8 protein-coding genes are annotated in these 5,627 nt (G+C 74.4%); 3 read left to right on the top strand and 5 right to left on the bottom strand.

All coding sequences use genetic code 11. The features are described 5' to 3' along the window. Window positions 1–680, top strand: a 680-nt coding sequence (locus tag ACYU8I_RS18695; protein ID WP_460843823.1) for a LysR substrate-binding domain-containing protein, incomplete at its 5' end; no start/stop codon positions are given. A gap of 9 nt (window positions 681–689) precedes the next feature. Further along, a complete protein-coding gene (locus ACYU8I_RS18700) occupies window positions 690–1,073 on the top strand; it encodes a hypothetical protein (RefSeq protein ID WP_460843826.1) in 384 nt (127 codons plus the stop codon). Window positions 1,074–1,080: 7 nt separating this feature from the next. On the opposite strand, the gene ACYU8I_RS18705 is transcribed toward ACYU8I_RS18700, so the two are convergent. From ACYU8I_RS18705 to ACYU8I_RS18720, 4 genes are read right to left on the bottom strand one after another with little or no spacing between them, the layout of a single operon-like run. Further along, entirely contained in the window at window positions 1,081–1,485 is a 405-nt protein-coding gene (locus ACYU8I_RS18705) for a Fur family transcriptional regulator (protein ID WP_460843829.1), read from the bottom strand. Next, a complete protein-coding gene (locus ACYU8I_RS18710) occupies window positions 1,472–2,470 on the bottom strand; it encodes a metal ABC transporter permease (protein WP_460843831.1) in 999 nt (332 codons plus the stop codon). Before ACYU8I_RS18710 ends, ACYU8I_RS18705 begins: the two co-directional genes overlap by 14 nt. Continuing rightward, window positions 2,470–3,285, bottom strand: coding sequence for a metal ABC transporter ATP-binding protein (locus ACYU8I_RS18715; RefSeq protein WP_460843833.1), 816 nt, complete (start codon window positions 3,283–3,285; stop codon window positions 2,470–2,472). The genes ACYU8I_RS18710 and ACYU8I_RS18715 overlap by 1 nt, the downstream gene beginning before the upstream one ends. Then, window positions 3,282–4,304, bottom strand: coding sequence for a metal ABC transporter substrate-binding protein (locus ACYU8I_RS18720; protein ID WP_460843835.1), 1,023 nt, complete (start codon window positions 4,302–4,304; stop codon window positions 3,282–3,284). Before ACYU8I_RS18720 ends, ACYU8I_RS18715 begins: the two co-directional genes overlap by 4 nt. Before the next feature lie 71 nt (window positions 4,305–4,375). Here ACYU8I_RS18720 and ACYU8I_RS18725 point away from each other — a divergent pair, with 71 nt between their 5' ends. Then, window positions 4,376–4,687: an antibiotic biosynthesis monooxygenase family protein gene (locus ACYU8I_RS18725; RefSeq protein WP_460843838.1), complete on the top strand. Its 312-nt coding sequence runs from the start codon at window positions 4,376–4,378 to the stop codon at window positions 4,685–4,687. 198 nt (window positions 4,688–4,885) lie between these two features. On the opposite strand, the gene ACYU8I_RS18730 is transcribed toward ACYU8I_RS18725, so the two are convergent. Next, a complete protein-coding gene (locus ACYU8I_RS18730; protein WP_460843840.1) occupies window positions 4,886–5,500 on the bottom strand; it encodes an HNH endonuclease signature motif containing protein in 615 nt (204 codons plus the stop codon). Between the last annotated feature and the right edge of the window lie 127 nt (window positions 5,501–5,627).

Genomic DNA, 5,627 nt, shown 5'->3' on the forward strand with positions numbered 1-5,627 from the left:
CGCGCGCCGACGCCGTGGCGGGCGAGCTGCGGCTGGCCGAGGAGGAGGTGGCGGCGATCGCCGGGCTGCGGGCCGGCCGGGTGCGCCTCGCGGCGTTCCCCTCGGCGGCCGCCGTGCTCGCGCCGCAGGGGATCGCGCGGCTGACGGCCCGGTTCCCGGGGCTCGAGGTGTCGATGACCGAGGCCGAGCCGCCCGAGGCGATGGCGGCGGTGCGGGCCGACGAGGCCGACCTCGCGCTCGTCTTCGGCCACGACGGACCCCCCGCCGACCTGCGCGAGCTCGCCTGGACGCCCGTGCTGGAGGAGCCGGTGCGGCTCGTGCTGCCGACCGGGCACGCCGGCGCCCGGCTCGACGAGCTGGCCGACGAGCCCTGGATCGCCGGGTGCCCGCGCTGCCGCTCGCACCTGGTCGCGCGGTGCGCGGCCGCGGGCTTCGTGCCGCGGGTGCGCTACGAAAGCGACGACTACGTCATGGTGCAGGCGCTGGTCGCGCAGGGGCTCGGCGTCACCTCGCTGCCGGCGTCGGCGCTGGCGGCGTACCGGCACCCGGCGGTGGTGGTGCGCGACGACGCCGACCTCGGCACCCGCCACGTCGGGCTGGTGCACCGCGCCGGGGCGGAGCAGGTGCCGGCGATCGGGGCGCTGCGCGAGGTGCTGGTGTCGGCGGGGTCGCCGGACTAGGTTGCCCGGATGAGGCGGGAGCCGCACGAGAACGTCGCCACGGTGCTGGTCGACCCTGTCGTGCTGGCCGAGCTCGAGCTCGAGTGCATCCTGCTGGACCTCCGGCTGTGGCCCGTCGTCAGTGCGCCCATCGTCGTCGACGGCCCGCGCACGGCGTTCCAGGTGCGCCGCCGCCTGGTCGAGGCCAAGCGCGGTGCCTGGGACTGCGCGGCGCAGTGGACGCCGGTCTGGATCGGCTTCGGTCCCTCGTGGCAGCGCGGCGCCGTGGGCGACCCGCTGCCGTGGGCCGCGCACGAGGCGTTGTGGCACCTGCTCGCGACGTACGCCGATCGGGTGCGCTTCACCAAGCGGCTCGGCGGCGTCGCCCGGATGCCGGTGCCGCAGGACGGCTGAGCGGGGCTCAGGCCCGGCGGCAGGCCCCGCAGGTGCCGAACAGCTCGAGGGTGTGCGAGACGTCGGTGTAGCCGTGCTCGGAGGCGATGGCGCCGGTCCAGCGCTCGACGGCCGGACCCTCGACCTCGACGGTGGCGCCGCAGGAGCGGCAGACCAGGTGGTGGTGGTGCGTCGCGCTGCACCGGCGGTAGATGCTCTCGCCGTTCTCGGTGCGCAGCGAGTCGATCTCGTCGGCGTCGGCCAGCGTCTGCAGCGTGCGGTAGACGGTCGAGAGGCCGACCGACTCGCCCCGCTCGCGGAGCAGGGCGTGGATCTCCTGGGCCGAGCGGAAGTCGTCGAAGGCGTCGAGGGCCGCGGCGACGGCACGTCGCTGCTTGGTCGGCCGGACGCCGGCGGCGTCAGTGCTCGTCATAGTGCCCTCCGTGGACCGCGTGCCGATGACCGTCGTGAACATAGTCCACGTGGTCGTCGTGCGGGACGGCGACGTGACCGCAGTCGGGACCGTGCCGGTGGTCGTGGTGCCCGGTGTGCGGCTCGAGGTCACCCTCGACGCCGCCCGGGAACGGCGCCCGGAGCCGAGCGCGGCGGCGCAGCAGCATGCCGACCGGCCAGGTGGCGGCGAAGAAGGCCAGCGCGAGGAGCACGATCGCCGGGCCCGGTGCGACGTTGGCCTGCGCGCTCAGCACGGCCGAGATCGTGAGCCCGCCCACCGACGACGCCGTGCCGAGCGCCATCGCGCCGAGCAGCGTCGCGCGGAACGACCGGCTCAGCTGCTGGGCGGTCGCCACCGGGACGACCATGAGGGCGGCGACGAGCAGCAGGCCGACCGTGCGCATCGCGACGGACACGGTGAAGGCGGCCAGCACGGCGACGAGCACGTTGTAGACCCCCACCCGCAGCCCGGCGACCCGGGCGAAGTCCTGGTCGTGCGCCAGGGCGAACAGCTGGGGCGAGAGCCCGAGGCAGGCCGCGACGATGAACGCCGCGAACGCCATCGTCAGCCACAGGTCGCCGACCGACAGCGTCGTGATCGCGCCGAAGAGGTACTCCTGGAGCCGCGCCGCGCTCTGTCCCCCCAGCCCGGTGATGAGCACGCCGCCGGCCAGGCCGCCGTAGAACAGCAGCGCCAGCGCGACGTCGCCGCTCGTGCGGCCCTGGGCGCGGAGCAGCTCGATCAGCACCGCGCCGACCACGGCCACGCCGACGGCGGTCCACAGCGGCGAGGTGCCGGTGACGAGGCCGAGCGCGACCCCGGTGACCGCGACGTGACCGAGGCCGTCGCCCATCAGGGCCATGCGGCGCTGCACCAGGAAGGTGCCGATCGCGGGGGCGGCCAGGCCGACGACGAGCGCGGCGATGAGCGCGCGCTGCATGAAGCCGTAGGTGAAGAGGTCCATCAGCGCTCCTCGAGGGGGGCGGCCACGTCGGGCGCGTGGTCGAGAGGACGACGCGACGCGCCCACGGCCGGCGCAGCGGCGTGGTCGTGCGCGTGGTGGTGGCCCACCTCGTGGCCGTGGGCGCCGTACGTCGGGTCGCCCGGCACGGCGCCGTCGTGCACGACCCGGCCGTCGCGCAGCACCACGGCGCGGTCGACCAGGGGAGCCAGCGGGCCGAGCTCGTGGGCCACCAGCACCAGCGTGGCGCCGCGCGACTTCAGGGTGCCGAGGGCGGCGGCGAGCGCGACCTGGTTGGCCGCGTCGACGCCGGCCGTGGGCTCGTCGAGGAAGAACAGCTCGGGCTGTCCCGCGAGGGCGCGGGCGATGAGCACGCGCTGCTGCTGCCCGCCCGAGAGGTTGGCGACGCTCTCGCGCGAGCGGTCGGCCAGCCCCACCACCTCGAGGGCGTCGTCGATGGCCACCCGGTCGGCGCGACGCAGCGGCGTGAACAGCCGCCGGTGCGTCAGCCGGCCGGACGCGACGACCTCCCAGACCGACGCGGGCACGCCGGAGACGGCGCCGGCGCGCTGCGGCACGTAGCCGACACGGCGCCAGTCGCGGAAGCGGGTGCTCGGGGTGCCGAACAGCTCGAGCCGGCCGCCGACCAGCGGCAGCAGCCCGGTCAGGGCCCGCACCAGCGTCGACTTGCCGGAGCCGTTGGGCCCCAGCACGGTGAGGAACTGCCCGGCCGGGACCACGAGGTCGACGCCACGCACCACAGGGCGGCCGCCGATGGCGACCGCCCCGCGCCGGAGCTCGATGGGGTGGGTCGTCACGAGCACCCGTTGGCGCGGACGAGGGCCTGCAGGTTGCTCTCCATCAGGGAAACGTAGTCCTCCGACGAGGTCTCGTCGCTCAGGCCCTCGATCGGGTCGAGCACCGCGGTCTCCACCCCGGCGTCGTCGGCCAGCGCCCGGCTGAAGCGCGGGCTGACCAGCCGCTCGTAGAAGACGGTGGTGATGCCGTCGTCGGCGATGAGGTCCTGCAGCGAGGCGAGGTCGGCCGGTGTCGGCTCGGCGTCGGGCGACAGGCCCGCGATCGGCGCGACCTCCACGCCGTACTTCTCCAGGTAGCCGAAGGCGTCGTGGCTGACCACGATCGTGTCGCGGTCGCAGGAGGCGAGGCGCTGGTCGTACTCGCCGTCGAGGGAGCCGAGGTCGTCACGCACGGCCGCGGCGTTCTGCCGGTAGGTGTCGGCGTTGTCGGGGTCGACCTCGGCGAGCTGGTCGGCGATCGCGTCGGCCACGTCGGCCATGCGCGCCGCGTCGAGCCAGAAGTGCGGGTCGAGGTCGCCGTGGTCGTGGCCGTCCTCGTGCTCGTCGTGACCCTCCTCGTGCGCGTGGTCCTCGCCCTCGTGCTCGCCCTCGTGCTCGTGGCCCTGCTCCTCCTCGGAGAACGGGACCAGGTCGGCCGCCTCGCCGACGTCGAGGGCGGTGCCGCCGGCGTTCTGGTCGATGCTGTCGGCCACGCTGGGCTGCAGCGCCGACTCGTGGACGACCAGGTCGGCGTCGACGATCTCGGCGGTCAGGGCCGGCGTCAGCTCGAGGTCGTGCGGCTCGGAGCCGGGCTGGGTCAGGTTGGTGACGGTGGCGTCGTCGCCCGCCACCTGCTCGGTCAGGTACTGCAGCGGGTAGAACGAGGTGACCACGGACAGCTCGCCGTCGGCGGTGGCCGCGCCGGCGCCCCCGGTGCCGGTGTCGTCGGAGAAGGCGGCGCAGCCGCTCGCGGTGACGGCCAGGGCGGCGGTGCAGGCGACGGCGGCCAGGGTGCGGCGGCGGGGCGAGGCGTGGAGCATGGGAACCATTCTCTGCCACTGGGAACCGTTGTCAAATCAGTCCGACGGGTGGTCCGGTCTAGGGTCGCCCCGTGCTGGTCGTGACGAGGTTCCGCGTGCCCGACGACGAGGCCGACGACTTCCGTCGCGACCTCGAGCAGGCGCACGGCGTCCTGGCCGCGCGCCCCGGCTACGAGGGCGGTCGCGCCGGCCGCAACGTCGACGACCCGACGCTGTGGACGTTGGTCACGTGGTGGCGCGACGTCGGCAGCTACCGCCGCGCGCTCTCGTCGTACGAGGTGAAGGCGGGCGCCGTCCCCCTGCTCACCCGCGCCGTCGACGAGCCCTCGGCCTACGAACCCCTCGACGGCCGGCTCAACGAGTCCTTCCCCCGCGTGACCTGAGGCACGAGGTCAGCCGCCCACCGTTCCTCGAGGTGCGGACGGAGCTGCTCACCGTCCCCTGAGGAGCGAGCGGAGCGAGTAGGCCGGTCCCTGAGGTGCGAGCGGAGCGAGCCTCGAAGGGGCGGCGCTGGGCGTGCCGGTGGCCCGGCCACCGGGTGGGTGGCCGGGTCAGCGGGTGGGTGGCCGGGTCAGCGGGCCTCAGTGGCCGAGTGGTGCTCGGCTGTGGGGGACGACGCTGTAGGTGTGGCCGGTGGGGCTGGTCCAGCGGTAGGTGCCGTCGCGGTCTCGCCGGTAGGTCCAGTCGTGGTGGGTCTTGGCGTTGTGGTGGCGTCTGCAGAGTGGGGCGAGGTTGGCCGGGTGTGTCTGGCCGGGTGGTCCGCCGTCGTCGGGTGGGACGTAGGGCTCGATGTGGTCGAGGTCGCAGCGGCGTGAGTCGCGGTGGCAGCCGGGGAAGACGCAGTGGGCGTCGCGGAGGACGACGTGCTCGTGCATCAGCGGTGGCGGGTCGTGGGTGTCGACGGCCTGGTCGCTGTGGAGGTCGATGGGTCGCAGGTCGATGACGGGTGCGTCGATGCCGTGACGGGCGAGCCAGGCCCGGACGTCGTCCCTGGTGGTCGAGGAGGTTGCGCAGCAACCGTCTCGAGACCCCCCGACCATGACCGCCCGGACCACCACCTCCCTGACCCGGACCCTGCCGCCGTGGCTGGCGCGGCGCCGGACCCAGGCCGTGAGCTGCTGGGCGGAGACGGCGCCGCGGGTCTCCTCGACGTAGGTGCCGTGCTCGCTGGTGAGGTCGGCGGGGGTGAGGTGCACGACCAGGTCGGTGTCGCCAGGTGCACCGGTGGGACTGCTGAAGGTTCGATTGTCATCTGATCTGTGGCGACATCTGTCGCCGCTGGAAGGATGTCGACCATGCCCGCTCCCCACCCCAAGGAGTTCC

Source organism: Nocardioides marmoraquaticus, from assembly GCF_054777915.1.

Bases quoted from the DNA above. Each gene is read 5' to 3' on its own strand.
- ACYU8I_RS18700 (WP_460843826.1), top strand. From the start codon at position 690: ATGAGGCGGGAGCCGCACGAGAACGTCGCCACGGTGCTGGTCGACCCT.
- ACYU8I_RS18705 (WP_460843829.1), bottom strand. From the start codon at position 1,485: ATGACGAGCACTGACGCCGCCGGCGTCCGGCCGACCAAGCAGCGACGT.
- ACYU8I_RS18710 (WP_460843831.1), bottom strand. From the start codon at position 2,470: ATGGACCTCTTCACCTACGGCTTCATGCAGCGCGCGCTCATCGCCGCG.
- ACYU8I_RS18720 (WP_460843835.1), bottom strand. From the start codon at position 4,304: ATGCTCCACGCCTCGCCCCGCCGCCGCACCCTGGCCGCCGTCGCCTGC.